Annotated in this window: 25 protein-coding genes and 1 tRNA gene; 12 read left to right on the top strand and 14 right to left on the bottom strand. The window is 69.9% G+C overall.

The features are described 5' to 3' along the window. Nucleotides 1-126: 126 nt before the first annotated feature. A complete protein-coding gene (locus C2L58_RS34045; RefSeq protein ID WP_071831721.1) occupies nt 127-1,785 on the bottom strand; it encodes a thiamine pyrophosphate-binding protein in 1,659 nt (552 codons plus the stop codon). A 183-nt stretch (nt 1,786-1,968) separates the two neighbouring features. Here C2L58_RS34045 and C2L58_RS34040 point away from each other — a divergent pair, with 183 nt between their 5' ends. Together C2L58_RS34040 and C2L58_RS34035 are read left to right on the top strand one after the other, a co-directional pair. Next, entirely contained in the window at nt 1,969-3,201 is a 1,233-nt protein-coding gene (locus tag C2L58_RS34040) for a hydroxyacid-oxoacid transhydrogenase (protein WP_441296346.1), read from the top strand. Beyond that, nucleotides 3,195-3,608 (top strand): acyl-CoA thioesterase, encoded by a 414-nt coding sequence (locus C2L58_RS34035; protein ID WP_103341747.1) that lies wholly within the window; start codon nt 3,195-3,197, stop codon nt 3,606-3,608. The genes C2L58_RS34040 and C2L58_RS34035 overlap by 7 nt, the downstream gene beginning before the upstream one ends. Before the next feature lie 798 nt (nt 3,609-4,406). On the opposite strand, the gene lanKC is transcribed toward C2L58_RS34035, so the two are convergent. Continuing rightward, the gene (gene lanKC / locus C2L58_RS34030) at nt 4,407-6,974 is read right to left on the bottom strand and encodes a class III lanthionine synthetase LanKC (protein ID WP_103341746.1); all 2,568 of its coding nucleotides are present in this window, start codon (nt 6,972-6,974) and stop codon (nt 4,407-4,409) included. A gap of 548 nt (nt 6,975-7,522) precedes the next feature. Here lanKC and C2L58_RS34025 point away from each other — a divergent pair. The 3 genes from C2L58_RS34025 to C2L58_RS34015 all read left to right on the top strand — a co-directional run bounded on the left by C2L58_RS34025 (nt 7,523) and on the right by C2L58_RS34015 (nt 9,210). Continuing rightward, nucleotides 7,523-7,888, top strand: coding sequence for a hypothetical protein (locus C2L58_RS34025; RefSeq protein ID WP_103341745.1), 366 nt, complete (start codon nt 7,523-7,525; stop codon nt 7,886-7,888). Nucleotides 7,889-7,910: 22 nt separating this feature from the next. Continuing rightward, a complete protein-coding gene (locus C2L58_RS34020; RefSeq protein WP_103341744.1) occupies nt 7,911-8,282 on the top strand; it encodes a hypothetical protein in 372 nt (123 codons plus the stop codon). 211 nt (nt 8,283-8,493) lie between these two features. Next, a complete protein-coding gene (locus C2L58_RS34015; protein ID WP_103341743.1) occupies nt 8,494-9,210 on the top strand; it encodes a S1 family peptidase in 717 nt (238 codons plus the stop codon). 48 nt (nt 9,211-9,258) lie between these two features. Here C2L58_RS34015 and C2L58_RS34010 read toward each other — a convergent pair whose 3' ends face one another. The 4 genes from C2L58_RS34010 to C2L58_RS50915 all read right to left on the bottom strand — a co-directional run bounded on the left by C2L58_RS34010 (nt 9,259) and on the right by C2L58_RS50915 (nt 11,706). Beyond that, nucleotides 9,259-10,560, bottom strand: a complete 1,302-nt coding sequence (locus tag C2L58_RS34010) for an alginate lyase family protein (RefSeq protein WP_103341742.1) — start codon at nt 10,558-10,560, stop codon at nt 9,259-9,261. A 99-nt stretch (nt 10,561-10,659) separates the two neighbouring features. Continuing rightward, nucleotides 10,660-11,169 carry a SixA phosphatase family protein gene (locus C2L58_RS34005; RefSeq protein WP_103341741.1) on the bottom strand — a complete coding sequence of 170 codons (510 nt, stop codon included), beginning with the start codon at nt 11,167-11,169 and terminating at the stop codon, nt 10,660-10,662. 68 nt (nt 11,170-11,237) lie between these two features. Beyond that, on the bottom strand, nt 11,238-11,516 hold the full coding sequence (locus C2L58_RS34000) for a hypothetical protein (protein ID WP_233226087.1): 279 nt from the start codon (nt 11,514-11,516) through the stop codon (nt 11,238-11,240). 46 nt (nt 11,517-11,562) lie between these two features. Continuing rightward, nucleotides 11,563-11,706 carry a hypothetical protein gene (locus tag C2L58_RS50915; protein WP_233226086.1) on the bottom strand — a complete coding sequence of 48 codons (144 nt, stop codon included), beginning with the start codon at nt 11,704-11,706 and terminating at the stop codon, nt 11,563-11,565. A 305-nt stretch (nt 11,707-12,011) separates the two neighbouring features. Between C2L58_RS50915 and C2L58_RS33990 the strand changes: the two genes are divergently transcribed. Continuing rightward, nucleotides 12,012-12,887, top strand: a complete 876-nt coding sequence (locus C2L58_RS33990) for a hypothetical protein (protein WP_233226085.1) — start codon at nt 12,012-12,014, stop codon at nt 12,885-12,887. A 79-nt stretch (nt 12,888-12,966) separates the two neighbouring features. On the opposite strand, the gene C2L58_RS33985 is transcribed toward C2L58_RS33990, so the two are convergent. The 3 genes from C2L58_RS33985 to C2L58_RS33970 form a co-directional block, all read right to left on the bottom strand. Further along, nucleotides 12,967-13,329 carry a hypothetical protein gene (locus tag C2L58_RS33985; RefSeq protein WP_233226084.1) on the bottom strand — a complete coding sequence of 121 codons (363 nt, stop codon included), beginning with the start codon at nt 13,327-13,329 and terminating at the stop codon, nt 12,967-12,969. Between the two features lie 128 nt (nt 13,330-13,457). After that, nucleotides 13,458-13,886, bottom strand: a complete 429-nt coding sequence (locus C2L58_RS33980; RefSeq protein WP_233226083.1) for an RHS repeat-associated core domain-containing protein — start codon at nt 13,884-13,886, stop codon at nt 13,458-13,460. 292 nt (nt 13,887-14,178) lie between these two features. Further along, a tRNA-Lys gene (locus C2L58_RS33970) sits at nt 14,179-14,251 on the bottom strand. 218 nt (nt 14,252-14,469) lie between these two features. Between C2L58_RS33970 and C2L58_RS33965 the strand changes: the two genes are divergently transcribed. Next, nucleotides 14,470-14,643 (top strand): hypothetical protein, encoded by a 174-nt coding sequence (locus tag C2L58_RS33965; protein WP_233226082.1) that lies wholly within the window; start codon nt 14,470-14,472, stop codon nt 14,641-14,643. Between the two features lie 62 nt (nt 14,644-14,705). Here the strand turns inward: C2L58_RS33965 and C2L58_RS33960 are convergent, their stop codons facing one another. Then, complete coding sequence (locus C2L58_RS33960) at nt 14,706-15,554, bottom strand: DUF11 domain-containing protein (RefSeq protein ID WP_199191588.1); 849 nt, start codon at nt 15,552-15,554, stop codon at nt 14,706-14,708. Between the two features lie 212 nt (nt 15,555-15,766). On the opposite strand from C2L58_RS33960, the gene C2L58_RS33955 reads away from it, so the two are divergent. Then, on the top strand, nt 15,767-16,309 hold the full coding sequence (locus C2L58_RS33955) for a DinB family protein (RefSeq protein WP_103341738.1): 543 nt from the start codon (nt 15,767-15,769) through the stop codon (nt 16,307-16,309). 4 nt (nt 16,310-16,313) lie between these two features. Here C2L58_RS33955 and C2L58_RS33950 read toward each other — a convergent pair whose 3' ends face one another. Continuing rightward, nucleotides 16,314-16,955: a TMEM175 family protein gene (locus C2L58_RS33950; protein ID WP_103341737.1), complete on the bottom strand. Its 642-nt coding sequence runs from the start codon at nt 16,953-16,955 to the stop codon at nt 16,314-16,316. A 68-nt stretch (nt 16,956-17,023) separates the two neighbouring features. Between C2L58_RS33950 and pcaB the strand changes: the two genes are divergently transcribed. Further along, on the top strand, nt 17,024-18,442 hold the full coding sequence (gene pcaB / locus C2L58_RS33945) for a 3-carboxy-cis,cis-muconate cycloisomerase (RefSeq protein WP_199191587.1): 1,419 nt from the start codon (nt 17,024-17,026) through the stop codon (nt 18,440-18,442). Between the two features lie 102 nt (nt 18,443-18,544). Next, nucleotides 18,545-19,549 (top strand): SCO0930 family lipoprotein, encoded by a 1,005-nt coding sequence (locus C2L58_RS33940; RefSeq protein ID WP_103341735.1) that lies wholly within the window; start codon nt 18,545-18,547, stop codon nt 19,547-19,549. Between the two features lie 9 nt (nt 19,550-19,558). Here C2L58_RS33940 and C2L58_RS33935 read toward each other — a convergent pair whose 3' ends face one another. After that, on the bottom strand, nt 19,559-20,257 hold the full coding sequence (locus tag C2L58_RS33935; protein WP_103341734.1) for a DUF4383 domain-containing protein: 699 nt from the start codon (nt 20,255-20,257) through the stop codon (nt 19,559-19,561). Between the two features lie 190 nt (nt 20,258-20,447). On the opposite strand from C2L58_RS33935, the gene C2L58_RS33930 reads away from it, so the two are divergent. Then, nucleotides 20,448-21,338, top strand: coding sequence for a hypothetical protein (locus C2L58_RS33930; RefSeq protein ID WP_103341733.1), 891 nt, complete (start codon nt 20,448-20,450; stop codon nt 21,336-21,338). A 24-nt stretch (nt 21,339-21,362) separates the two neighbouring features. Here C2L58_RS33930 and C2L58_RS33925 read toward each other — a convergent pair whose 3' ends face one another. Both C2L58_RS33925 and C2L58_RS33920 read right to left on the bottom strand, forming a co-directional pair. Further along, nucleotides 21,363-22,571 (bottom strand): alpha/beta hydrolase, encoded by a 1,209-nt coding sequence (locus tag C2L58_RS33925; protein ID WP_103341732.1) that lies wholly within the window; start codon nt 22,569-22,571, stop codon nt 21,363-21,365. Between the two features lie 144 nt (nt 22,572-22,715). Further along, nucleotides 22,716-23,678, bottom strand: a complete 963-nt coding sequence (locus tag C2L58_RS33920) for an alpha/beta hydrolase (RefSeq protein WP_103341731.1) — start codon at nt 23,676-23,678, stop codon at nt 22,716-22,718. 153 nt (nt 23,679-23,831) lie between these two features. Here C2L58_RS33920 and C2L58_RS33915 point away from each other — a divergent pair, with 153 nt between their 5' ends. Further along, entirely contained in the window at nt 23,832-24,281 is a 450-nt protein-coding gene (locus C2L58_RS33915) for a MarR family winged helix-turn-helix transcriptional regulator (RefSeq protein ID WP_103341730.1), read from the top strand. The last annotated feature ends 11 nt before the right edge of the window (nt 24,282-24,292 follow it).

Genomic DNA, 24,292 nt, shown 5'->3' with positions numbered 1-24,292 from the left:
CGGTTGTTTCCCGCCGGGACCCGGCCGGGAAGGTTCAGCGGCGAACCACCACCGGAACACCGTCAGGTTACCCGAGCCAACGCCCTGCTACCACACGACATTCCCAGCTTTTCCGGAACGAAACCGTTACTGGGCGGGAGGTTGCGGACGCGCCTGTCCGAGCAGGGCCGAGATCCGCACGTCCGGCGTCACGACGTCGGGATCCGTGCGCACGTCGATGACGCACGGCCGCTGCCGCACCAGCGCGCTGGCGATGATGGGCTCGAGCTCTTCACGATCGTCCACGGTGTACCCGGCCGCGCCCAGCCCACGCGCCCACGACGCGAAGTCGGTCAACGGGATGGAGACCCCGGTGAGCCGGCCGTACGTGCGGGCCTGGTGCATGGCGAGCGCCCCGTGGACGCCGTTCTGGAAGACGACCACCATCACCGGCGCCCGGTACCGGACGGCCGTTTCGATCTCCTGGCCGGTCATGAGCGTCCCGGCGTCCCCGACCATGGCCACGACGGTCCGCCGCGGCTCGGTCAGCTTCGCCGCCACGGCGGCCGGCACGGCGTAGCCCATGGCGGCGTTGCTCGGGCCGAGCTGGCTGCGCGGCGCCGTGAAGCACCAGTAGCGGTGCATGAACTGCGCGAAGTTGCCCGCGTCGCTGGTCACGATGGTGTCCTCGGGCGCCAGCTTCCGCAGCGCCCGGACGACGTCGACCGGGTGCACCCGGGTGTTCCCGCTGGTGTCGGGCGGGGTCATGAAGGTGTGCACGGCCGCGTTCGCCGCCGAAGCCCGCCGCGTCCGCGGCGACGCCACCTCCCGCAGCTCCCGCAGGAACGGCTCGACCTCGGAGTCGACGCGGAACGTCAGCCCCCGCCGCTTCGGGCTGACATCGATGCCGGTGCCGACCATGACCAGCGTCTGCTGCGCGGTCGGGTAGCGGTAGGCCTGCGTCGTCACCTCGTCGAGCTGGGTGCCGAGCGCGAGCACCAAGTCCGCGCGCTCGAGCGCGTCCAGCTGCCGGGCCGGGATGCCGAGCCCGAGGTGACCGGCGTAGCGGGCGTGGTTCTCCGGGAAGGCGTCCTGCCGCCGGAAGGCGTTGTAGACGGGCAGCGCGAGCTCGTCGGCGACGGCGATCAGCTCGTCCCGCGCCGACCGCGCCCGCCCGCCGACGATGACCACCGGGTACTTGGCCTCGTCCACCAGCTGCGCCACGGCGTCGGCCGAACGGCCCAGCGTCCCGGACGCCGGTGGCCGCACCCGCGCCATCGGCTTGGCCGCGTCGTAGGGCATGCCCCAGACGTCACAGGGCACGCCGAGCACGACCGGTCCCGGCCGTCCTTCCTGCGAAGTCGTCAGCGCGTGCGCGAGCAACCCCGGCAGCCCGTCCGGGTCGGTCACCCGCAAGGTCGACTTGGCGATCGACTCGAACATGGCCGTGAGGTCCGACGTCGGCAGCTCCCCCGACGACGACGGCACCGGCTCGGCCGCCGGCGTCTCCAGCAGCACGACCATCGGCGTCTCGTCCTGGTACGCCGTTTGGACGCCGATGGCCAGGCTCGCCGCACTCGGCCCCCGGCTGGCGAGCAGCACCGCGGGACGTTCGGTGAGCTTCCCCTCGGCCTCCGCCATGAACGCCGCGCCCGCGTCGTGGCGCGCCGAGACCAGCGTGATCTCCCGCTCCCGCTGCAGGGCGTCGAGCAGTTCCAGGAAGGACTCACCGACCACCGCGTACACGCGGCGGACACGCGCCTCGGTCAGGATCCGCACGGCCGTCTGGGCGACGGTCGCTCCCAGTTGGTATCTAATGAGGAGAGCTTAGGCGGGCACCATTCAGTGCAGTCAAGTGATCTTCACCGAAACCGGACAAGGATAGGCCGAATGTCCGCTTTGACCGACTGGTAGCCGATCAAGGGAGCGAGGACCGCAGACTTGGCCGCGACCGAACATGAAACTGTTTTTACTTATGGCGCACCGGCGTTGAAGTACGGCACCGGCGCCAGCGACGAGATCGGCTACGACCTGACCCAGTACGGCGCGCACCGCGTGCTCGTCGTGACGGATCCGCAGGTGGCCGCGACAGGCTGGCCCCGCCGCATAGCCGACGGCATCGCCGGCTACGGCATCGAGACCGAGATCTTCGACGGCGTACACGTCGAGCCCACCGATGTCAGCATGCAGAAGGCGGTTGACTTCGCCCGCGGAACCGGTCCGTACGACGCCTTCGTGGCCGTCGGCGGCGGGTCCGCCATCGACACCGCCAAGGCGGCCAACCTCCTGACGAGCAACGACGGCGAGCTGATGGACTACGTCAACGCGCCCGTCGGCGGCGGCCGCGCACCGGCCAGCCCGCTGAAGCCGCTGGTCGCCGTGCCCACCACCACCGGCACCGGCTCCGAGAGCACCACGGTCTGCGTCCTGGACGTGTTGTCGCTGCGCGTCAAGAGCGGGATCAGCCACCTGCGGCTGCGCCCGACCCTGGCCGTCGTCGACCCGCGGCTCACCGTCAGCCAGCCGCCCGGGGTGACGGCCGCCAGCGGCATGGACATCCTGTGCCACGCCGCGGAGAGCTACACCGCCAAGCCGTACAACGAGTTCGAGCGCAAGCGCCCGGAGCAGCGCGTGCCGTACTGCGGCTCGAACCCGCTGGCCGACATGTTCGCCGAGCAGTCGCTGAGGTTGCTGTCGTGGGCCCTCCCGGCCGCGGTGCGCGACGGCGCCGACCTCAAGGCCCGCGAGGCCATGGCCCTGGCCGCGACGTTCGCCGGCCTCGGCTTCGGCAATGCCGGCGTGCACATCCCGCACGCGAACGCTTACCCGATCGCCGGCCAGGTCAGGGATTTCCACCCGGACGGCTACCCGGGCGAAGAACCCATGGTGCCGCACGGCATGGCCGTCTCCCTGACCGCGGCCGCCGCGTTCCGCTTCACCTTCGACGCGGCACCGGACCGCCACCTGCGCGTCGCCCGCCTGCTGGCTCCCGACTTCGAGTGGCCCGGCGACTTCGCCGACCACCTGCCCGCGGTGCTGATCGACCTGATGCGGCAGATCGGCATCCCGGACGGCATCGGTGCCGTCGGCTACACGGAGTCCGATGTGGACTCCCTCGTCGAGGGAACCCTCAAGCAGCAGCGCTTGCTGGCCACCGCACCCCGCGAAGCGTCCGCGGACGATCTGTCCGGCATCCTGCGCGAGTCGGTGTCCCTGTGGTGAGCGGGTACCCGCACTGGCAGACGGTCCCGTTGCGCTGGAAGGACAATGACGTCTACGGGCACGTCAACAACGTCGTCCACTACTCCCTGATGGACACCGTGATCAACACGTGGCTCATCGAGCAGGGCGGCCTCGACATCGAAACCGGGGCGGTGATCGGGCTGTGCGTCGAGTCGCACTGCGGGTATCACTCATCGGTGTCCTTTCCTGGTTCGTTGAGGGTCGGGTTGCGGGTGGCGCACCTCGGGAAGTCCAGCGTCCGCTACGAGATCGGCATGTACTCGGCCGACAAGTCCCTGGTCGCGGAAGGGCACTTCGTGCACGTCTTCGTGGACCGCAAGTCCCGCCGGCCGCAACCGGTCTCCGGCAAGCTGCGCGAGGCACTGGAGGCACTGCAGCCCGGATGACGGGCACCGCCGCCGTGTCACCTCCTTTCCGACGGTGCCGATTCCTGGCCGTGTTCTTCTCTTCCTTCCGATCATGCACCACGGCACCGACAGAACCGGCCGATCAGCCCGAGTTGTCCACAGGCGGCCCGAAACCGGCGAGTTATCCACAGATTTGCCACGAGGGGTTCCGCACCCCCTCGACGGCGATAAGCTAGGAGGCACATGAGATCGGTCCACAGTGGACGAGCTGTTTCCTCACCGGATCGGCTAGTAACACGGATGGCGACCTAGGCGTCGATCCGGTTGCGGCGGCAGAAAGGTGAGCCGACGGCTCGAGAGTGGTCCCGGCCCGTCGCCGGAAGGCGTCCCGCCGACGGTCACGGCACCCGAACACAGAAGTGGACCAAACAGTGGTGGTCACGCGTCCGCTTCCGGCAGACGCCCCGGGAGCGGACGCGCCACTGCCCATGTGGCCAGGTGGAGGTCGCGGAGTCGCCGGAAGGCGCCCCGCCGACGACCGCGCCCCCATCCGCAGTCGGCCTGGTAGTTGGTAGCGGACCCGTCGCCGGAAGGCGCCCCGGCGGCGGCCCGCGCCACTACCGCAGGCAGCGGCCACGCAGCACTGGGCGGTTGGTCCGGCCCTGAGCGGCTCGCCCCGGCAGCTGGCTGGCCCGGTAGCTGGCGGCTAAGCATGTCGACCTGGCCGTCGAGCTCTTCACTCCCGGAGGCGGCTGGACGTGAAGCGCTGCTTCGCCTTCGAGGACGCGGTCTCAAGCAGACAGCGGATTCCCTCGCCGGCCGTCGTGACGACTCCGGTCAGCGACCGGTCGCCGGATAGATCGGCGTGCCACCCAGGAAGGGCAACACCTCATTGCCGTCAAAGAGCGAAGCCAGAGAAAGGAGGATCCCCGCGCTGCCGGTCTTGACGTCCATCGAGAGCCGCAGTAACCGGTTGCCCGGGAAAGCGAGGCCGTTCTTGTACGGCACCGCATACCAGGCCAGCCACGCCAGGTTCCGGTCGATCGCCGCCGCACGGCTCGGCTGCTCCGCGCCCTGGTTCGCGGCCAACGCGACCGCCAGCCCGCAGCGGCCGTTGCGCAGGCCCGGCTGGACGACGACCTCGCCGAGGCACGCCTCACGAAGAGCGGAAAGGCTGTCAACGGCCTCCGCGTCCGGGCGGTGCCGCGCCAGCTGCTCGGCGACCAGGAGGATCCCGGCGCTGCCGATGCCCACATAGGGCAACGTGCGAGCCGCACCGTCGCGGACCTGCAGCGAGCCGTCAGCGGCCTCGATGCATTCTTCGAGGTCCCGACACAGCGCCTGGTCGGCGAAGGAGAGCCAGGCCGACTCGCCGGTGCGCTCGAAGAGCCGGATGAACAGCAACGCCGGCCCGGCCCACCCGGACAGCAGGCCGGCCCGGGCGGAGTTGCCCGGCGGCGCGGCGGTCTCCAGCGCCTCGCCCAACCGGACGGCCGTGGTCAAGGCCTGGCGCCCGAACTCGTTGTCTTGGCGGACAGTCGCGAAGTGCAGCATCGTCAGCCCGATGCCGGCCAAGCCGCTCTCCAGGGAGTGGTCGGTCGTCTGCTCGACGAGCCGCGCGGACGTCGCCAGCAGCTTGCCGGCCACGTCGTGGTGCCCGAAGTTCTCCAGCACGTACGCGATGCCAGAGCTGCCGTCGTAGAAGCCGGGCCGGGTCGGCGGCTCACGATGGACCGCTTCGATCAGCCAGCGTTCGTGCTCGGGGAAGCGGCCGGCACCGGCGACGTCGAGAGCGTGCAGCACGCCGGCGGCCCCAACCCCGAAACACGTGCCGCCGACACGGAACTGCTCGATGTCGCCGGGGAACAGCCGGTCCTGCCGCGCGGGAGTCGCGCTGGCGAGGATCGCCTCGGCGATCTGCTTGCGGACCAGCGACCAGTCCGGTTTGTCATGGTCGAGCTCGGTGTGGACCGATGTCGGCTCCGCGGGGACTTCACGCGGGGCCAGCACCGCGACCGCAGTGTCGGCGTATCCCTCGGGCAAGGGGAATCGGCGTTCGACGAAGTCGGCGATACGACGCAGCTTCGCCGGAGCGAGCTCGGCCAGGGGCGATAGCGGCAAGAAGAGCCACAGCCGCAACGCTGCGAGCGCGTGCTCGTCGACCGCGAAGCCGGTTCGGTCAGCCGGAGCGCGGAAGCCGGGCGTGCCCGGTGCCGGGCGGTCGGCGGACTCGGCGTCGAACGCCGTCCCGAAGTCGGTCAGGGAGATCCGGTCGTGGTGGTCTTCGTCGACCAAGATGCTCAGTGGATGCAGCTCACCCAGGACGATGCCGCGGGCGTGGGCCTCCGCGACCGTCTTCTCCACTCCCTCGACGATGTCCAGCGCGCGGCGCGCGTAGGCGGCGACGTCGACGGCCGTCGCGCTGCGCCTGGTCAGCGGGTAGTTGCGGGTCAGCCAGCCGGCCAGCGAGATACCCGGTAGGTACTCCGTGGTCAGGTAGTGGCGCTCGGACACGGTGAACGACTCGACGACCCGCGGTACGCCGGGGATGCCGGCGAGCCGGCCGAGCACCTCGTGCTCTCTGCGCAGCCGTTCGACGGCGTCGACCCGCGCCTCGTCGAGGCCTGCGTACGGGCGGGCCTCCTTGAGGACGACCTGGTCACCGCCCGTCTTCGGGTCCGCGAGGTAGCTTCCGCCGCCGTTCGAGACGTGTAGTGGCCGCACCATCCGGTAGGGAAACGGGGCCTGGGCACCCGCTTTGCCCGCAGTGATACTGCTTCGCAAACAGGCCGGGAGTTTAACCCAGTCGGGCATGGAGAACGTCGGTTCCCGCTTCTCTGGGACCAGCCGGCCGTCCGGCTTGCGGACGGCCGGGACGCGGTCGCCGTCGTGCTCGACCCACTGTTCGGCGAATCCGCCGTAACGCACGTAGAGGGGTCCGTCGCCGTACCGCAAGGCGCTCGGAATTCCGGGGCCGTGCTCGCCCTCCAGCCGCGTCGACAGGTCGGCGAGCACTCGCTCGAGTTCGTTGTGGTCGGCCGGGTAAATGGTCGCCAGCTCGACCTCGCTGTCACTGGATGCGTATTTCGAATTCCGCGCGAGCAACGTCAGGGGCGAGCGGAGGTGCCGGTAGGCGACCGCATGCTCGGTACAGGACCTGTATACCTGCGCGAGCACCCGGCTCGCGTTGTCCAGACCGGCCGAAACGTGGACCTGCCAGCCCTGGGCAGGGAGAACGCGGCCATCGGGGTGCCTCGAGCGCCACACTCCACGGTCCGTGGTGATCCATCCTGCGGCCGGGGCGGGGAGCGCCGGGGTGAAATCCTCGGCCGGTGCGCCGTTTTCCTGCTGTTCGTCGTAGAACAACGGGTCAGCGAAGCAAAATGCTTCGTAGCGCAGGTCCATCCGAGATACCCCTCCGTGCGACCCCCGGGCATGACTGCCCCGGGACGAGGAATATTCCCCCATGCCGGACTGCTCTGCGCCAATCCGCCAACCCGGCGGTTCAACTGGGCTATCCGAGGTAGGCAAAAAGGGCGTCTACCGGCCGGTATACGAACCCAGGGTGATTTTGTCCAGTCCGGCCACCACACCATAGTGGAACAACGTGAAGATCTTTCCGGCATTTCCGCAGGTCCACCAAAGGATCCAGCTGAAAATCCCACCGAATTGGCAAATCGCCATCAAGGATGGCCGGTGATCAATTTTCGCGGTAGGCACCCGTCGCGTGAGGACACGTCGCCCACGCCGGATCAGGTGGTGGTCCGCACCGCCCCCGCGGCATCCCGACGTGGTGGTCCGGCACACGACCGCAGCACCCGGCGGTGGTGGTCCGGCCCACGCCGGCGGCACCTCGACGTGGGTGGTCCGCGCCACGCCCGCGGCACCTCGGCGGACAGGCCCGCCAGTACCACGGAGTAAGTTGACGGCCGGCGGACCGGAAGGAGGAACGGGTGATCTTCGGATTCGCCGTCACGGTCGCCGTGGCTGCCACGCTCGTCGCGCTCTGGAGCTTCGTCCAGTCGGCTCGGAACCGGCTTCCGGACAACCCGCTCCTGGTCGCGCTCGCGGTCATCGAACTGCTGCTGGTCGTGCAGCTGGTGATCGGGATCGTGCTGCTCGTCGGCGGTGACCGGCCCGGCAGCCTGGCGACCTACCTGGCCTACCTGATCGGCTGCCTGGTCGTGCTGCCCGTCGGCGCCGCCTGGGCGCTGGCCGAGCGGAGCCGGTCGAGTACCGCCGTGCTCGGTATCGCCTGCCTGGCCATCCCGGTGATGGTGCTGCGACTGAACGAGGTGTGGAGTGGAGCAACAGCGTAGGACGGCCAGCGGCCCCGGACGGGTGCTCGTCGCCGTGTACGCGATCTTCGCGCTGGCCGCCACGTCGCGGGCCGGCGTCCAGATCGGCACGAAGTTCCACGAAGCCCCGCTCGCCTACCTGCTCTCGGCGTTCGCCGCGGCCGTCTACATCGTCGCGACGATCGCGCTGGCCCGCCGTGGTGACGGCTGGTGGCGCGTGGCCCTCGTCGCCTGCTCGATCGAACTCCTGGGCGTGCTGACGATCGGCACGCTGAGCCTCGTCGACGCGGCCGCCTTCCGGCACCCGACCGTCTGGTCCGTCTACGGCGAGGGATACCTGTTCATCCCGCTCGTGCTGCCGGTCGTCGGGCTGTACTGGCTGCGGAAGACCGCACCGGTGAAGATCGCCGCCTGACAAGCCCTGACAAGCCCTGACAAGCCCTGCCGAGCCCTGCCGCGCGCCGAACAGTACGGGAACTGCACGTAGCCCACTCCGGGAAATAAATACGGATTCGACCGGCGACTTTCGTCGGTTCCGGACATTCGCCGGAAACTCGGACAATCTTCGAGTTCGGTCCCCACCGGCTTTCCCCCACGCGGTTCTCCCCGCGTGAAAAGGAGTGAGCGTGAAATTCGGCAAGTTCGTCCTGCTGGCCGCGAGCACCGCACTGGCCGTCGTCGGCCTCGGCGGTCCGGCGGCCGCCGACAGCACCCCGCAGGCCCAGCCGTCGATCATCGGCGGCAGCACCGCCACCAGCGGCCCCTGGGCGGCCCGCCTGTTCGTCAACGGTCAGCAGAACTGCACCTCGACGATCATCGCCCCGCAGTACATCCTCACCGCCAAGCACTGCGTCAGCAGCTCCGGCACCTACACGTTCCGCATCGGCAGCCTCGACCAGTCGAGCGGCGGGACGATGGCCACCGGTTCCACCATCACGCGGTACCCCGGATCCGCCGACCTGGCGATCGTCCGGCTCACCACCTCGGTGAACGCCACCTACTCGCCGCTCGGCAACGTCGGTGACGTCTCGGTCGGCCAGAACGTCTCGGTCTACGGCTGGGGCGCGACGAGCCAGTGCGGCTCCGAGATCAACTGCCAGTCGCGGTACCTGAAGGTCGCGACCGTGCGGGTGAACTCGATCGGCTGCAGCGACTACACCGGCGGCGTCGCCGTGTGCGCGAACCGCGTCAACGGCATCACCGCCGGCGGCGACTCCGGCGGTCCGATGTTCGCTTCCGGCCGCCAGGTCGGCGTCGCGTCGACCAGCGACCGTTCGAACAACACCGCGTACACGAACATCACGCGTTATCGCAGCTGGATTTCGCAGGTGGCGGGCGTCTGATTCCGCCGGAAAAGGGCCCGGTCGCGAACGGCCGGGCCCTTTTTGCCGTCAGGACGTCGAAATGTCGTCCAGCTGTTCCGCGGCCGGCCGCACCGGGTAGAGGTCGCCGCCCGGCTCCACCGGCACCCGGGGCAGCGCCGTGCGCGCCGCCCGGTCGCCCGCGTCGGCTGCCGCGTGGAGGACGTCCAGCGCCGCGTACGGCCGGAAGTCCAGCTCGGGGTACGGCCACGCCGACTGCCCCTGCGTGGCGCCCGGGATCAGGAGGTCGACCGCGCCGAACAGCGTCGCGCCGCTCGGTGCCGTGTAGTGCCACAGGTCGACGCCGACGTGCTTGCCGATCTGCGCGAGCCGGGTCAGGGCGACCAGGTTGAACGCCGAGTAGTGCCAGCTGCGCGTCCGGCTCGTCTCCTGGGGTTGCAAGCCACCGGCCTGGATCTGCGGCGCGATCCGCTGCGGACCGGCGTCCCGCGCAATGGCCGCGGCCAAGTCCCGCTGCCCCGTGCCGAGGGCCAGCGCGGCGACGAGCATGTCGTAGAAACTGCCGTGGTTGTTCTGGGCCTTGGCTTCGTCGGTCCCGTTCTTGCTGGTGCGCAGCCAGTCCAGGAACTGCGTGTACCAGCCGGTCATGCCGGCCTGGTCGGTCTTCGTCCAGCCGGGCGCGCCGGTGGCCAGGATCGCGGTGGCGTCGACGACCTGGCTCAGCGTGTACGAGAACTCGATGATGCCGATGCCGCGGCCGTCCACCTTGCACGGGATGCCCTGGGCGAAGTTCATGTTCGGGTTCATCTTCGTGGCCGCGTCGAGGAACCACGTGCGCAGGTCGAGCGCCGCGCGCTGGGCGTACCGCGTGTCGCCGGTGTAGTACCAGGCGAGCGCGAGCCGGTAGATCGCGGCGAACGCCTGGCCGCGGTAGGAGTGGTCGGTGATCTCGTCGACGATCGGGTTGCGCTGGCCGTCGCGCTGCACGAACGGGCAGCCCCACGGGTCTTCGGCCGTCGGCTGCGTCGTCGGCCACCAGTAGGGCGCCAGGCTCAGGTAGTCGTGCTTGTCCCCGCTGGGCGGAACCTGTTTCTTCGCCGTGACGCTCCACGGCCCCGCCGTGAGGTCGGTTCTCGCGGCCGTGAGCAGGTTGTTCAGCGCCGTGCGGGACGTCTTTTCGCCGACCAGCGCGGCGAACTTCGTGCGAAGCAGCTGATTGCCGTCGAGAACGGCGGTTGCGGGGGCGCACACCGGCCCGATGATCGGGACGGCGCAGCCGGTGGGTCGCGACGCGGCCTCGGCCGGTGCGGCGAAAGAAGCGACGAGGCCGAGCGCGGCGAGCGCGGCCACGACGGTGTGGCGGAAAACCATGTCCGCTCCATTCACAAATATGAACATCAGACCTGTGAGTGAATGGAGAGTACGCATGTGAACATAGAAGAAGCAATGTTTGGGCCAAACCAAGGACCCTCAGGCGGTGAAGTCGCGCGGCCGGAAGAAGGCGACGAGCCGGGCGGTGCGGAGGGCGTCCCAGGGATCCGTGGTCGCGAGCACCGCCGCGGCGCCGGTGGGGAACTTGGTCTGGACCGGCAGCGTCTCTTCCCCGTGCCCGGCGAGGTGCAGCGTCACATCGCTGACGCCAGGCTCGTGCCCGACCAGCGCGAGCGTGGTGACCTCGGGCGGCGTCCGGTGGGCGGCGTTCAGCAACTCAGGGACGTCGGCGCCGTAGAGGTCTTCGTCGTACTCGACGGGCGGCGGCACGGGCAGTTCGTCGCTCACGCGCAGCCAGGTTTCCCGCGTGCGACGCGCGGTGGAGCAGACGACCAGCTCGGGAACGTGCCCCTCGTCCACGAGCCACTGGCCGAGCCGAGGCGCGTCACGGAGGCCGCGCGGCGCGAGGGGCCGCTCGTGGTCGGGCAGGCCCTCCGACCAGTCCGACTTCGCGTGCCGGACAACGATGAGCCACCTGGTCGCGTCCATGCCCGCCACCCTAACGGCGAAGGGCCCTGGAGCGGTTCGCTCCAGGGCCCAGGTTCCCGCTCGGCCGATCACTGCTGGGTCGGCACACCCGGCAGCGCGACCTGCGGCGGCTTGAGCTGCGGCAGCAGACCGCCACCGAGCAGGTCCGGCAGCGACGGAACGTCACTGCGCGCCTGGTGACCGGTGGCTCCGGCGACACCGGCGGGCAGACCGCCGAACGTCCGGCCCGAAACCGAGTCCAGGGCACCGGTGGCCTTGCCGATGGCGTCGGCCGACCCGCTGCCGAACAGGCTCATCGCTCCTCCGACGCCGTCGGCGCCGAGACCCGGCGTGTCGGTCCGCGACAAGTCGTGTCGGTGCCCGTGTTGAGCACCTCGGCCAGGATCGGGATCGTCACGTTCTGACCTGCGGCACCAAGCCCACCGGGATCTGCACCGCCGGCTTCGCCGTCGGCGTCCCGCTGACGTCGTTGTCCGCGTCGGTGACCGCGCCACCGATCCAGGGCACCGCCCAGCTGGCGCAGCGGAGACGCTGCATTACCTGGCCAAGCCTTGGATGCAGCTGCTGGGCAGCGTGGGTGTACCCGATTCCGTTGGTGCTGCTGACGATCCACGCCTTCACCGAACCGGCGGTGGCGCGGGGCGTGGTTCACGGGCGGCGCGTGGAAATACCTGCTGGGGTACGACGTGGCGGGCATGCTGCCCCAAGATTTCCTGACACCAGCACGATTAACCCGATAGGGTGGGCCCCCGGACGAAGTTGATCTAGAAATCTGGGTGGTAAAAGTGGGGAAAATCCGACGTCTGGCAACGATCGCGACCGGTGTCGTGGCAAGTGTGGCGATGGCGGCCGCACCGGCTTCGGCGGCGACGTCTTCGGTGGACCTGCCCGAGGGGATGACCGCCAGCTACATCGTCGTCGATCAGGAGACCGGCACCGTTTCCGCCTCCGACGAGCACAAGCAGTACCGTTCGGCCTCGCTGGTCAAGCTGTTCATCGCGCTCGACTACCTCGAATCGCGCGGCCCCGACTACGAAATCCCGGCCGACGACCTGGCGCTGCTCGAGCCGATGCTGCGCTCCAGCAACGACGACGCCGCCAGCACGCTGTGGGTCCGCGACGGCTGGGACGAGATCGTCAAGCGGATGGTCACCAAGCTCGGTCTCACCGACACCGCACCGCCCGCCGCCCGCGGCAAGTGGGGTTACACCGCGATCAGCGCCGCGGACATCGCCAAGACCTACCAGTACATCCTGCACGACGCGAACCCGAAGTACCGCGACTTCATCATGGGCAACCTGGCGCAGTCGACCAAGTGTGGTTCGGACGGCTTCGACCAGTCGTTCGGCCTGCCGAGCGCGGTGCCCGGGCCGAAGGCGGTCAAGCAGGGCTGGTCCGGTTTCGGCGCCGCGCCGGCGCCGGGCCAGGAATGCACGGAGACCAACGCCCGCACCCTGCGCGTGCTGAATTCGCCGGAGGTCAAGGCGGCCACCGCGATCGCGTCCAGCGGCGAGGGCACGCTCGGCGCCAAGGGCACGTTCAGCGCCCAGGACATCGACCTGACCAGCCGCGCCATGCACACGAGCGGCACGGTGGGCGCGAACAACTGCAAGATCGTGGTGGTGCTGACCCTGGAGCCGACCACGCTGTCCTGGCAGGACTCCGCCGGCCGGATCACCCAGCTCACCCAGGACGTCTTCTTCCAGTCCGCACTCTGAAAGCGCTTAGCTGAAGCACCGGTGACGGCGGCCGAGGCGGCCGCCGCCACCGGAAGCGGTACGGAAATGATCGACCGTTTCACTGCCAGCCGAGCTCGGCCAGCTGTTTCGCGGCTTTGCCCACGGGCCAGAAGCTCACCTTGTCCAACCGGCCCGACTCGGTCCGGAACTTGAAGCCACGGCTGTACAGGCCACGCACCCGACGCACGCCGGTCACCTCGGCGCGGGCGATCCGGATCGGCACCAGGACCCGGACGCGCAGCTCGATCTGGTCCCGGCTGACCAGCAGGACGGCGAACGGCCACGTCGCGCTGACGCCGTTGACGATGGCCCCGCCCCGCAGGACGAGGTCGTAGTCCTCGTCCCGCAGCGCGTGATCCGGCGCGCGTACTCCGGGGCCGGCGGCGGCACTTGGCCGAGACCTCCGGTCTTCTCCCGCCACCGGGCCCGACGAACACCGTCGTCACCAAGAGAGCGCAGACCGCCAGTAAAACGATCCCCATTTCCGCATGAGGGCTCATCGACGTTTCTCCCGCGTCACCGGCGAAGCATCTCAGTCGAACAGATTCGTCAGCCAGTCCCAGACCTTCGGAATGCTGAACGACCCGACCACGTGTCGGACACACCGGCGTGCACCTCGGCCGCCGGCAGCGGCGACGATGCCGGGTCGCGGGTGAGGAACTGCCCGGTCGCCGGGTCGTAGTAGCGGGCTCGCAGGTAAAGCAGGCCGCTCTCGGCGTCGGTGTACTGGCCGGCGAAGCCGAATGGCGTCGTCGCGCCGCCGACGTTGGCGAATGTTCGCACGCCATAGGCGGTGTAGGTGGCTGTGTTGGCGACGGTTCCGTCCGCCGCGGTCAGCATCCGGACGCTGCCGAGCTGGTCGGCGTGCAGGTAGGTGGGCGTACCGGAGGTGGCGCCGATCTGCTCGATCGGGGTGCCGCCGGGACCGTAGAGGTAGAAGTTGGTGCCGTCCGCCAGCAACAGCGGCAGCCCGTCCACCGTGTCGTAGGCGAACGTACTGGTGGTCGTGCCGACCTTCTTGGTCGTGCGCAGACCGTCGCCGTTGTAGCCGTAGGCGCATGCGCGCTCCCCCTGCCTTCGTGGGCGCTGGCCCTGCGGGAGCGGCGGTGGGCTGAGGCGAAGGCAGATGGCCGGCCACTGGCGAGCCCGATCTTCGCCAGCACGACCGGCACGCTGCGGGACCCGAACAACGTCCTGCGGTGCTCCGTGAAATCCGGGGAGCCTGTCTTGACCGGTGGCGACCGACAGGCCGCTGACCAGGGAGTTTGAGTGGGCCGCCTGGGGCTCGAACCCAGAACCTACGGATTAAAAGTCCGCAGCTCTACCAATTGAGCTAACGGCCCGTGCCGCCAGTTTAGCCAGGCCCCGGTCGGGCCCTCGCACGCCGGGTGCGGCTGAGGCTGACGGGAAGGTCGAGACTGGTTCTTCGCCAGCTCGCTGGCCATGATGCGTCCATGCCTGGTTCGCTGCTGATCCTCACCGGGACGCCGCGCGGCGCGACGGTCTGGACCTCTACTACGTCGTGCTCCGGCCCAGCCTCGAAGTCACCCTCGCTCGGGGGATGGCCCGCGACGCGCCTCAGCTCACCGACGTCGAACCGCTCAAGGGGATGTACGGCGCGTTCGCCGGACTCGGCGAGCTGGAACGGCACGTCATCGACACCACCGGACAGGCCGCCGACGAGACCGCCGATGCCGTGCGGCGCCGGGGGTGCTCGGCCGCCTTCGCGCTCTGATCCTCTTTGGACGAACGAAAACGAACGCGCGGGACCCGGCCACGGTCCCGCGCGTCACGCCGTCAACACTGGACGAACAGGCCCGTGTAGGCAGTGCACTTCTTCGACGCCTTGTCGTTGGCCGCCTCCGGGTCGGCCGGGGCGCTCGCTGCTCGCTGAGCCGTTGTCGTGAACGCTCCCCAGGCGAAGAAGCCGCCTTCCGAGGTGAACTTCGCCGTGGCCGAGGCGCCCGGGGCCAGGGTGCCGATCGCGCAGGTCAGCGTCGCGCCCGAGCGGGTGCAGCCCGTCGCCGAAACGACCGTGCGGCCGCTGCCCGGGGTGGCCGTCACGCGGACGCCGGTCGCCGTGGCCGGGCCGGTGTTCGACACCTTGATCACGTACTCGACCTGGGCCACCAGGCCGGGGCGCGAGGTGGCCGTCAGCGCCACCTTGACGTCGGCTTCGTCCGGCGGGGCGATCGTGACGGCCGGGCCGTCTTCGACGGCGAACGCGTAGTTGTCGCCGGCGAACTGGTGCTGGAGCGTGAACTGGCCGGGCGCGACGTCGTCCTTGACGCGCAGGGTGAACGTCACCGTCCGGCTCTCGCCCGCGCCCAGGTCGCCGACGCCGCCGCGGAAGCTGCTGAGGTACGGCGCGCACGGCGCGATCGCCCCGGCGCAGGAGACCAGGTCCACCACGTCGGCGATCGGCTTCTCCTTGACGTAGAGCGCCGCCTTCGCGCCCGTGACCGTGAAGTCCGTCGGGTTGGTCAACTGCTCCGTAACCGTGAACGTGGTGCCCGCGCGCACGGTGGTCGCGCTGACGTCGATCGTGCTCGCGGGCGGGGCCGCGGACGCGACGGCGGGCGACGCGCCCAGGGCCGCGGCCGCCAGCGCGGCCAGCACGGCGGCTCTTCGTCCGGTTCGCTGCATAGTGTGATCTCCTGGTTCCGAACCGAGGGGTGCCGCTCCGACCGGTGAATCTGGCGTGCGCAGCAGGGGTGACGAAGATCAGATCGGCGCACCCCGAAATTCGTTACCGGGTTCGTGAAACCGTGCTTGAACTGGGGTTTCACGGCGGTTGCCCGGTCACCGACCGCGGCGGCGAACCGAAAATTGTCGGACCCCCGTGGCACGCTCCGCACATGACCGAACACACCACCCCGGTGGCGGCTCCGCACCGCCTGACCGGCCCCAGAACCGACCCGGCACCGATCGCTGACGAGCGCCGGGCGCTCACCGAAAGCCTCGAGTACTACCGGCGCACCTTCGAGCTGAAGTGCGCGGGCCTGAACCCGGCGCAGCTGTCCGAACGCTCGGTGCCACCGTCCACATTGACCCTGCACGGGCTGCTGCGGCACCTCACGGGCTGCGAACGCTGGTGGTTCCGGATCCAGTTCTCGGGCGAGGACCTCCCGAACCTGTACTACTCCGACGACGACCCGGAGCAGGACTTCACGGACCTGGGCGGCGACGTCGACGAGGCGTTCTCGTTGTGGCACGCCGAATGCGCGCGCTCCCGCGAGATCGTCGCGGCCGCCTCACTGGAGCAGACCGGCATTCGCCGCAGCACCGGCGAACCGTTCACTCTGCGCTGGGTGATGCTGCGGATGATCGGCGAGTACGCGCGCCACATCGGCCAGGCCGACCTGATCCGGGAGCGGATCGACGGCGAGACCGGCGAATGACGGCTCAGGCCGCTGCCGCCCGGCGGCGGAAGCGGGAAAGGAGTCTGACCACCAGCGGAACGACGATCCAGCACGTGTAGGCCCAGTGCGTGAAGAAGGCGACCGGGATCGAGATGGCGAACGCGGCGATCATCGCGCCGATCCCGCGGTAGACCTTGCCGAAGAGCTCCGGCGGGGTGTCCGCGCGGTAGAGGTGGTTCCGCTTGATCTGCCAGGCCATGAGGAGGAACAGCGTCAGCGCAATGACCTGCACGACGGCATAGAAGACGAAGCGGAATTCGAACCCGCCGTCTTCGGCGATCACCTTCGTGGCGAAGGGCATGATCACCTGCATCAGGAGCCAGCCGAAGGTGAGGCGGGCGAGCCCGCCGCCGAGCGTGGTGACGTAGTTGAACAGGCGGTGGTGGGCGCGCCAGTGGCCGCCGATGACGATGAAGCTGAGCAGGAAGGAGAAATATTCGGACTGGTGATGACCGAGTGACCGCAGCAGCTCGGCGCTGGTGGCGCCCTCCGGCGGTGGCAGCTCGAGCGCGAGCAGCGTGATCGCGATGGCGACGACGGCGTCCGAAAAGAAGGTCAGCCGCTCGGCGGCGATGGCCCGGGTTTCGGAGCCGGCGGTGTCCTCGGCGGACGGAGCGCTGGTCATGGCGGATGAGCGTGCCAGACCCGATCGTGCGGCCGTCGGCGAGGGCGGCCGCGTGCGATGCTGACGCCATGACCGTCGACCCCGATTCCGGACTCCTGTCCCCGGTGCGGGCCGGTACGCCGGCCGAAGCGTCGACCGGAGACGAGGCCTGGTTGCGCGCGATGCTCGACGCCGAGGCGGCGCTCGCGAGGGCGCAGGCGCGGCTCGGGACGGTGCCGCCGGAGGCGGCCGACGCGATCACGGAGGCCGCTGGCAAGGCGCGGATCGACGTCGCCGAGCTGGCGCGCGGGTCGCGGGCGACCGCGAACCCGGTCGTCGGCCTGGTGAAGGCGCTGACGTCGGCGGTCGGTGAGCTCGCGCCCGGTGCCGCCGAGTACGTGCACCGCGGCTCGACCAGCCAGGACATCTTCGACACCGCGATGATGCTGGTCGCCGACCGGACGCTGCGGCCGCTCGCCGCCGACCTCGACGCCACGGCCGAGGCGCTGGCCGGGCTGGCCCGCGCGCACCGGGACACGACCATGGCCGGGCGGACGCTGACGGCCCACGCGGTGCCGACGACGTTCGGGCTCAAGGCCGCGGGCTGGCGGCAGCTGGTGCTGGACGCGGCCGTCCGCATCCGGCGCTTGCTCGACGGCGGGCTGCCGGTCTCGCTGGGTGGAGCGGCCGGAACGCTGGCGGCGTACGTCGAGTACGCGCGCCTCGCCGACGAGACGGCTGACGGCCTTGACGTCGGCGGCTACGTGGAACGGCTGACCGCTGCGTTCGCCGAGGAGACCGGGCTGGCCGCTCCGGTGCTTCCGTGGCACTCGCTGCGGACGCCGGTGGCCGACCTCGCCGGTGCGCTGGCGTTCACCGCCGGGGCGCTGGGGAAGCTGGCCGTCGACGTCGAGACGCTCAGCCGGACCGAGCTGGGCGAGGTCGCCGAACCGGCCGCCGATGGGCGGGGCGGTTCCTCGGCGATGCCGCACAAGCGGAACCCGGTGCTCGCGACGCTGATCCGGTCGGCCGCGCTGCAGGTGCCCGTGCTGGCCGCCGGGGTCACGCAGGCGATGCTCGCCGAAGACGAACGGTCGGCCGGGGTCTGGCACGCCGAGTGGCAGCTGGTCCGCGAGTGCCTGCGGCTGACCGGCGGTGCCGCGCACACCGCCGCCGAGCTGGCGCGCGGGCTCACCGCGGTGCCCGGGCGGATGGGGGCGAACCTGGCGTCGACGCACGGGCTGATCGTCTCCGAACGGCTCTCCGCCGTGCTCGCGCCGCTGCTCGGCAAGGCGAAGGCCAAGGAACTGCTCGGCGAGGCGTCCCGGCGGGCGGTGCGCGAAGACCGGCCGCTGCGGGACGTGCTGGACGAGCTGCCCGCCATCGCCGGCGTGCTGACGGCGGCCGCGCTGAACGAGCTGCTCGACCCCGCCGGCTACACCGGCGCGGCGGGTGCCCTGGTCGACCGCGCCCTCGGTGACGAGCCGGCGACGGGCCGTTCGGAGTAGCCGGAAAATTCTTTGAACCGCCCTCGGCGGGGGTCCGTGTAGTGGGTATCAAGCAGCCGCACCGAGCGGCGGGAAACCCCAACGGATACAAGGAGAACTTCCATGCTTCGCACGCGCATCGCCGTCTCCGTCGCCGCGGCGGCAGCCGGGCTGGCAGTGCTCACCGCTTGCTCGGGTGCCGAGACCGCTTCTCAGCCGGTTGTCGCTCCCGCGGCGGCCGGTGGCACCGGAGGCGGCCAGGCCGCCAACGGCCAGGTAGGCAACGCTGCTCCGGCGTCGAACGAAGGCAAACTGGTCGTCGCGGACGTCGCCGACCTCGGGCAGGTGCTCACCGACCAGAACGGCATGACCCTCTACCGGTTCGACAAGGACACCGCGAAGCCGCCGAAGTCCAACTGCGACGGTGACTGCGCGAAGGCCTGGCCGCCGATGCTGGCGACCGGGGACGTGCAAGTCCAAGGCGTCGACAAGAACCTGGTCGGGAAGGTGACGCGCTCCGACGGGACCGAGCAGATCACCGTCGGCGGGTGGGCGCTCTACCGCTACGCCAAGGACACCAAGCCCGGCGACGCGACCGGCCAGGGCGTCAGTGGCGCCTGGTACGCGGCGAACGCCAAGGGCGGGAAGTCCGGCCAGGCCGCGGCGGGCGGCACCGAATCCGGTGCCGTCAAGCTCAGCGCCAGCAACATCGACGGCCTCGGCGAGGCGATCGTCGACCAGAACGGCATGACGCTCTACCTGTTCACGAAGGACACCAAGAAGAAGGCCTCCGCCTGCAACGGTGACTGCGCCAAGACCTGGCCGCCGGTCCTGTCGAAGGGCAAGGTCGAACTGCAGGGCATCGACTCGAAGCTGCTCGGCAGCATCAAGCGCCAGGACGGCACCGAGCAGGTCACCGTCGGCGGCTGGCCGGTCTACAACTTCTCGAAGGACCTGAAGCCGGGCGACGCGAACGGCATGGGCGTCAACGGCACCTGGTTCGTCATCGAGCCCAACGGATGCAAGGTTGGAACCACTCCCAGCACTGCCGCCAACCAGGCTCCGGCGGCCAACAGCAACACTGGGAGCAGCAACGACACTTCCGGTGGCACCGGCACCACCTACTGAAAACCCTTCCTAGTGGGCGAGGCCCGGCGGACGCTCTTCGTGAGTGACCTCCGGGCCTCGCCCCTTGTGGTCACGACGCAGGAACGACCGGCGACGCGGCTCTTCGGTGACCTCGTCGGTCTGGACGCGGTCGGTGTGGACCCGGTCGGCGTGGTCGACCGGCTCGACGTAGTCGGTCCGGTCCGTGCGGCCGGTCCGGTCGATCACCTCGGTGCGCTGCTCGGCGACCGCCGGCTCGTCGACCGTCTCGTCTTCGGGCAGCAGGATGGTGCGGCGGGCCGGCAGGACCGCGATCAGCAGGCCGAGCGCGGCGACACCGAGGTGCAGCCACGTGTCGGCGCGCCGGACGTCCAGCGGGTTGCCGGCGTTGGCGAAGGGGTTGGTCGAAATGAGGCCGTCGATCATGAGGCCCCACACGAACAGCAGGCCGTAACCGATGAACAGCAGCCAGCCGAACGTCCGCGCGCGGCCCGAGCCGAACGCGAACAGCAGGCCGATGACACCGGTCACGACGCGGACCAAGCTCATCAGCGGGTTGGCGGAGAACCGCCAGAACCCGGCGTCGTGGTGCCCGGCGAAGTTGCCGAAGCCGGTCCTTGTGAATCCGATGATGCCGACGACGAGGAACGCGATCCCGGCCAGTCCGGCCAGCACCTGCGCCGGCTGCAGGCCTCGGACCCGGATGCGTGCGCCTTTCGCGTGAACCATGACTCCAGTCCTTCCCAGCGGGTGGTGACGACCGTCACCGCCCTCAGGTACCCCGCGAACACGGTGAGCGAAACGATCCTGCTTGCCCGCAGGGCCCCGGTGCGTTCCCGGATCGGGCCTGGTTCGAGAGCTATCCCACAAACCGGCCCCTTCCGGCGAACAGCGCACGGCCGTTCCGGCAATCCGGATCATGCGCAAGCTGAGCGGCATCTTCCTGGTGGGGCTGTGCCTGGGGGCGATCGGCGCGGTGGTGGTGACGGCACGTCACAGCTCCGCCGCGGCGCCTCAGCCCATCGCGGTCACCGAATTCGTCACACCGACGTCCGGGACGCCGACGCCGGCTTCGACGCCGTCCCCGGCACCCAAAACCAAGAGTGAGCCGTCCGCCACGCCGGCGCCCGCGGCCAAGGCGGAGCCGGTCAAGGTGACCGCCGCCGCGCTCGACAAGATCGTGCGCGACGGCGAAGTCAGCGCCGTGGTCTTCGATCGGGAGCGCGGCGCGGCAATCACCTCCGTGCGCGCGGACCGCGCGTACACCTCCGCCTCGCTCGTGAAGCTGCTGATCGCGCTTTCCGTCCTCGAGCAGGGCGGTCCCGTCGCGGACGTCCAGCGGATGCTGTCCCGCAGCGACGACGACCTCGCGAGCCGGTTCTGGTCGGCCTACGGCGGGCCGGCGATCGTCACGCGCTGGACCACGAAGCTGGGCCTCACCGGCACCCGGCCGCCGGAGGATCCCGGGCGCTGGGGCGACACGCTCATCACCGCGTCGGACATCGTGCGGATCTACCAGTACCTGCTCGACCACAAGTCGACCGCGATCTTGAACGCGCTGCGGGACGCGACCGAGCGGGGGTCCGACGGGTTCCGGCAGTACTTCGGCATCCCGGACGCCGCCGCCGGGCAGCAGTGGGCGGTGAAGCAGGGCTGGTCGTGCTGCCGGCCGACGCGGATGCTGCACACCTCGGGCGTGCTCGGCCGCTACATCGTCGTGGTGCTGACCGAGCACCCCGCCAAGGTCGACTACGCGACCGGCTCGAAGCGGGTCACGGAGGTCGCCTCGACGCTGCTCGGCGGCGGCTGAGGCGACTGAGGCGGCTGAGCCGGCTCACTGGTCGGTGTCCGCCAGCCCGCCCGCCGCGCCCGACCGGGGCAGCGGCCACGGCTGCACCCCGCCGGTGGTCTCGACCGGCCGGCCCGCCGTGGCGGGAGGTGTCGTGTGGGCCCCGATCCAGGTGAGGATTTCGGGGATCTGGGACTTGAAGGTGTTCATGTTGTGGCCCGCGTCCGGCACCTTCCACGCCGAAAACCGGACCGGCGACCGGACGCCGGTGCGGATCAGCTCGGCCGCCGCGCTCTCGAACTTCTCGTTCTCGCCCCAGATGGCCAGGATGTCCACCGGGGACGGGTGGAGGCGGACCGTGATGCCGACGTTGTTGGCGTCGTCGACGTCCTGACGGCCCTTGTACAAGTTCTCCGTCTCGGCGTCCATCTGGGCGCGGTCGTAGCCGCTGACGCTGACCGCTTGGCCGTACCACTGCGGGTGGCGGGTCACCAGGTTCATCGCGCAGTAGCCGCCGGACGACCAGCCGGCGAAGGTCCAGGCCTTCCGGTCCGCCGCCACGCCCAGCTTCTGCAGCGCCCACTCCCGCAGGTCCGCCGTCAGGTACGTGTCGTTCGCGGTGCCGTTGACCTCGTCGACGCACTCGGTGTCGTGACCGATCTTCGGGACGCCCGTGGGGTCCGGCATGATCACCACGACCGGGGGCAGCACGCGCTTGGCGATCGCCGCGTCGAGGTGTTCCGGGAGCTTGTACCCGTCGGTGACGACCTCGGGCCCGGACGGGTAGTTCGGGATCCACTCGATGACCGGGAACCGGAGGTTCCTGTAGGCCGGTTCGAACTGCTGCGGCGGGAGGTACACCGTCACGTCGCGGGTGAGCTTGGTGCGGCGGCCGGTCACCTTCATGTGGGCGACGGTTCCCTTGCCCTCCCTGGCGTGCGCCGCACCCACCTCCCGGACGACCTCGAGGTTCTCGCCGTTCGCGCTCGTCTCGGCGTCGATGGTGTTGGCCGCGTAGGCGCCGGTGCCGAGCAGTGAACCGAGCGTCGGGAAGAAGCCGCCGATCATGTTGCCGGCCAGGCCGGTGGTGACGACGATGGCCACGACCGCGCAGAGGATGGTCGCGGTGCGCCACAGCAGCTTGCGCTTCCACCGCTCCCAGAACAACGGGATCGCGATGATCGCCAGCAGCGTCACGACGATCACGATGCCCATCGTGATCGGCGAGTCGAGCCGGATGCTGCTGAGGTGCATGACAACGGTCCTTCCGGGCGGGCAGAAGTGCGCGCCCGGATCGCGGGACTCGCGTATATATCACGTTTGAGCCCCCTCGCACGTTGCGACCTTGTGACCTCCGCCATAGGGCCGCAACGTGCGGTGGGCTCAGCGCTTTCTCAACTACGCGGCCAGAGCGCGCGCCAGCACGGTGACGGCCTGGGTGATCGCGGCCTCGGCGGCGTGCGTCTCGCGAAGCGCGTTCACCATCACGAAGTCGTGGATGATCCCCTGGTACCGGACGGCGGTGACGGGCACACCGGCCTGGCGCAGCTTCGCCGCGTACGCCTCACCTTCGTCGCGAAGGACGTCGGCTTCGCCGGTGATCACCAGGGCCGGCGGCAGCCCGGCGAGCTCGTCGACCGACGCGCGCAGCGGCGACGCCGTGATCTCCGCGCGCTGGGCGGGATCCGTCGTGTACTGGTCCCAGAACCACTTCATGCCTTCGCGCCCGAGAAAGTAGCCCTCGGCGAACTGCCGGTACGACTCGGTGTCGAAGTTCGCGTCGGTGACCGGGTAGAACAGCACCTGCTGCTTGAAGGTGACGTCGCCGCGCTGCTTGGCCAAGATGGTCAGCGCCGCGGTCATGTTCCCGCCGACGGAGTCGCCGGCGATCGCGATGCGCGAGGTGTCGAGACCCTTCTCCGCGCCGTGCTGGGCGACCCACTTCGCCACGGCGTAGTTCTCCTCGATGGCGACCGGGTAGCGCGCCTCGGGCGAACGGCTGTACTCGGGGAACACGACGGCGGCGCCGGCGCCGGCCGCCAGTTCGCGCACCAGCCGCTCGTGGGTGTGGAAGTCGCCGAAGACCCAGCCGGCGCCGTGGATGTAGACGATCACCGGCAGCGGGCCCTCGACCCCGGCCGGGCGCACGATCCGCGTCTCGACGTCGCCGTTCGGGCCGCCCGGGACGGTCAGCACCTCGATCTCGGCGGGGGCCATGGCGATTTCGCCGTCCTGGACGCCGTCGACGGCCTTGCGGCCGTCCTCCGGCGCCAGCTGGAACAGGTACGGCGGCTGGTCGGTGGCCTCGGCGAACGCCTGCGCGGCCGGTTCGAGGGCCAGGTTGTGCGGGTTGGCGGTCATGTCGTCCTCCTCGGGGTGGAAGCTGATGTCACGAAGGTAGCTCGCAACTCAGTTGTGCACAACTAATTTTAGTTCAATGAGATGCAGGGCACTTAAGTTGCCGACCAGCCGGATCGCGCGCACCATGGACAGCCAAGGGAAGAGGAGGCCGCCATGGCATCGCTGCGGCTGGACGACCAGCTCTGCTTCGGGCTGTACTCGGCGTCGCGCGCGGTGACGTCGCTGTACCGGGTCGTCCTGGAAGACCTCGATCTGACCTACCCCCAGTACCTGGTCATGCTGGCGCTCTGGGACCAGGACCACCGGCTGGTGAAGGAGCTCGGCGCCGAGCTGAACCTCGATTCGGGCACGCTTTCGCCGTTGCTCAAGCGGCTGCAGACCGCGGGCCTGGTGGTCCGGAACCGGCAGGCCGACGACGAGCGCTCGGTCCGCGTCAGCCTGACCGAAAGCGGCAAGGCGCTGCACGAGAAGGCGCGGGGCATCCCCGACGTGATCGGCGCGGCGATGAACCTGGACGAAGCCGGGCTCGCCCGGATGCGCGCCGAACTGGACCGGTTGACGGAGTCCGTGAACGCCTGTCGGGAGGCGTGGTCGCCGGCGTGATCGTTCCCGTG

Source organism: Amycolatopsis sp. CA-126428, from assembly GCF_002904335.1.
Taxonomy (GTDB): domain Bacteria; phylum Actinomycetota; class Actinomycetes; order Mycobacteriales; family Pseudonocardiaceae; genus Amycolatopsis.
This window is presented reverse-complemented; position numbering and strand designations above follow the sequence as displayed.

Bases quoted from the DNA above. Each gene is read 5' to 3' on its own strand.
- C2L58_RS33950 (WP_103341737.1), bottom strand. From the start codon at position 16,955: ATGACCAGCGCTCCGTCCGCCGAGGACACCGCCGGCTCCGAAACCCGG.
- C2L58_RS50915 (WP_233226086.1), bottom strand. From the start codon at position 11,706: ATGCAGCGTCTCCGCTGCGCCAGCTGGGCGGTGCCCTGGATCGGTGGC.
- C2L58_RS34010 (WP_103341742.1), bottom strand. From the start codon at position 10,560: ATGGTTTTCCGCCACACCGTCGTGGCCGCGCTCGCCGCGCTCGGCCTC.
- C2L58_RS33915 (WP_103341730.1), top strand. From the start codon at position 23,832: ATGGCATCGCTGCGGCTGGACGACCAGCTCTGCTTCGGGCTGTACTCG.
- C2L58_RS33955 (WP_103341738.1), top strand. From the start codon at position 15,767: ATGACCGAACACACCACCCCGGTGGCGGCTCCGCACCGCCTGACCGGC.
- C2L58_RS33920 (WP_103341731.1), bottom strand. From the start codon at position 23,678: ATGACCGCCAACCCGCACAACCTGGCCCTCGAACCGGCCGCGCAGGCG.
- C2L58_RS33930 (WP_103341733.1), top strand. From the start codon at position 20,448: ATGCGCAAGCTGAGCGGCATCTTCCTGGTGGGGCTGTGCCTGGGGGCG.
- C2L58_RS34005 (WP_103341741.1), bottom strand. From the start codon at position 11,169: ATGGACGCGACCAGGTGGCTCATCGTTGTCCGGCACGCGAAGTCGGAC.
- C2L58_RS33925 (WP_103341732.1), bottom strand. From the start codon at position 22,571: ATGCACCTCAGCAGCATCCGGCTCGACTCGCCGATCACGATGGGCATC.
- C2L58_RS33965 (WP_233226082.1), top strand. From the start codon at position 14,470: ATGGCCCGCGACGCGCCTCAGCTCACCGACGTCGAACCGCTCAAGGGG.
- C2L58_RS33960 (WP_199191588.1), bottom strand. From the start codon at position 15,554: ATGCAGCGAACCGGACGAAGAGCCGCCGTGCTGGCCGCGCTGGCGGCC.
- C2L58_RS33940 (WP_103341735.1), top strand. From the start codon at position 18,545: ATGCTTCGCACGCGCATCGCCGTCTCCGTCGCCGCGGCGGCAGCCGGG.
- lanKC (WP_103341746.1), bottom strand. From the start codon at position 6,974: ATGGACCTGCGCTACGAAGCATTTTGCTTCGCTGACCCGTTGTTCTAC.
- C2L58_RS33990 (WP_233226085.1), top strand. From the start codon at position 12,012: ATGGCGGCCGCACCGGCTTCGGCGGCGACGTCTTCGGTGGACCTGCCC.
- pcaB (WP_199191587.1), top strand. From the start codon at position 17,024: ATGACCGTCGACCCCGATTCCGGACTCCTGTCCCCGGTGCGGGCCGGT.
- C2L58_RS33935 (WP_103341734.1), bottom strand. From the start codon at position 20,257: ATGGTTCACGCGAAAGGCGCACGCATCCGGGTCCGAGGCCTGCAGCCG.